This window comes from Exiguobacterium sp. s56 (assembly GCF_018618255.1).
Classification (GTDB): domain Bacteria; phylum Bacillota; class Bacilli; order Exiguobacteriales; family Exiguobacteriaceae; genus Exiguobacterium; species Exiguobacterium chiriqhucha.
The window spans coordinates 1-1,119 of the sequence record NZ_JACSLR010000040.1 but is presented as its reverse complement, the minus strand read 5'-3'; the positions used below and the strand labels follow the sequence as shown (position 1 = coordinate 1,119).

Genomic DNA, 1,119 nt, shown 5'->3' with positions numbered 1-1,119 from the left:
GGTCGGGACTTTGGCATCACCCGGTAAATTGTTTGTCACTCTTTGGTAAATAAGATTGCAAGACTGGTACATTTCAATGGCCGTAATCACCTGTCGAGAATTGCGTCCGCGATTTGGGCCTGTCCTAGATTCGAATGCCACTCCGCGTGGCGTTAGACGCGCCCACGCTCTTGCTTTTGACGTTGCCCTTACGCTCCGTGCCTCCCGTTAGAAAGGGCCAGGAACATAGAGATGCGGCGGTGAGCCAGCAGCTCTTGTTATCGGGCCGTCAGGGGGGCAGCGGTGCGATGAGCGACTTCGCCTCCTGGCGTTAGACGCTCACGCATGAGCCCGGATCACCATTCCTTCTCCCATGCCCCGTCTTCAGACACGCCCCAATCCTCGAACCGATACTTGATGAGCCAATGGACATGCATCACTTCATATTCGAATACACCCTTGGATAGCTCTGAGACGACGAAGCTGACTTCTCCATCCGCCACCACCCATGTCCCGTATAGATACACTTTCTTGATCGGACGCTCTTCTGCATCCAGATAGATCAGCACCCGGAAGTAAGGCGAGTTCCGTCCGTCATCGAACCGGACGACCTTCTCGACGCAATGTTCCCTGTCGACGACACGCATCCATTCGGGATGTTCCATCAGTTCCGAGAACACCGTCCGGACGAACGGATCCAATCCAGCGAACGCATAGTCATCAAGCAGCCCCTCATCCATCACGTCTCCCCCCTTCCGCTTCGCTATAGAACGATTCCCCGTCCAGAGCCAGTTCAGTCCTTGTTCATGAAACTACAGAAATGACGACTTTAAAAAATGTATACATGTATACGCGTATACAAATCTACATGTATACATGTATACAAATATTTTTGTTCTTATGTACGACGATTCCGTCGAATCATATTGGTATTGAAAAAGACGGTGAGGTGGGTCAAGCGTTCTCCTTCCTTCACATCACAAAGAAGATCCATGCTCACAAGTTTTAAGTCGTCAAAATCTTCTTGGAGCCGGTCAGGAAGGCGTCGAAGTGTGTAATGCAAAATAGGAGTGCAGAAGTGTGCAACGGAAACGTACACAACTCTGCACTCCTATTTTAGAAAAGAAAAAGGACTTGCCA

Annotated in this window: 1 protein-coding gene; it reads right to left on the bottom strand. The window is 50.2% G+C overall.

Annotated elements, in window-relative coordinates; all coding sequences use genetic code 11:
• Positions 1–335: 335 nt before the first annotated feature.
• Positions 336–719 (bottom strand): hypothetical protein, encoded by a 384-nt coding sequence (locus tag KNP71_RS15705; protein WP_029595509.1) that lies wholly within the window; start codon positions 717–719, stop codon positions 336–338.
• Between the last annotated feature and the right edge of the window lie 400 nt (positions 720–1,119).

Bases quoted from the DNA above. Each gene is read 5' to 3' on its own strand.
- KNP71_RS15705 (WP_029595509.1), bottom strand. From the start codon at position 719: ATGGATGAGGGGCTGCTTGATGACTATGCGTTCGCTGGATTGGATCCG.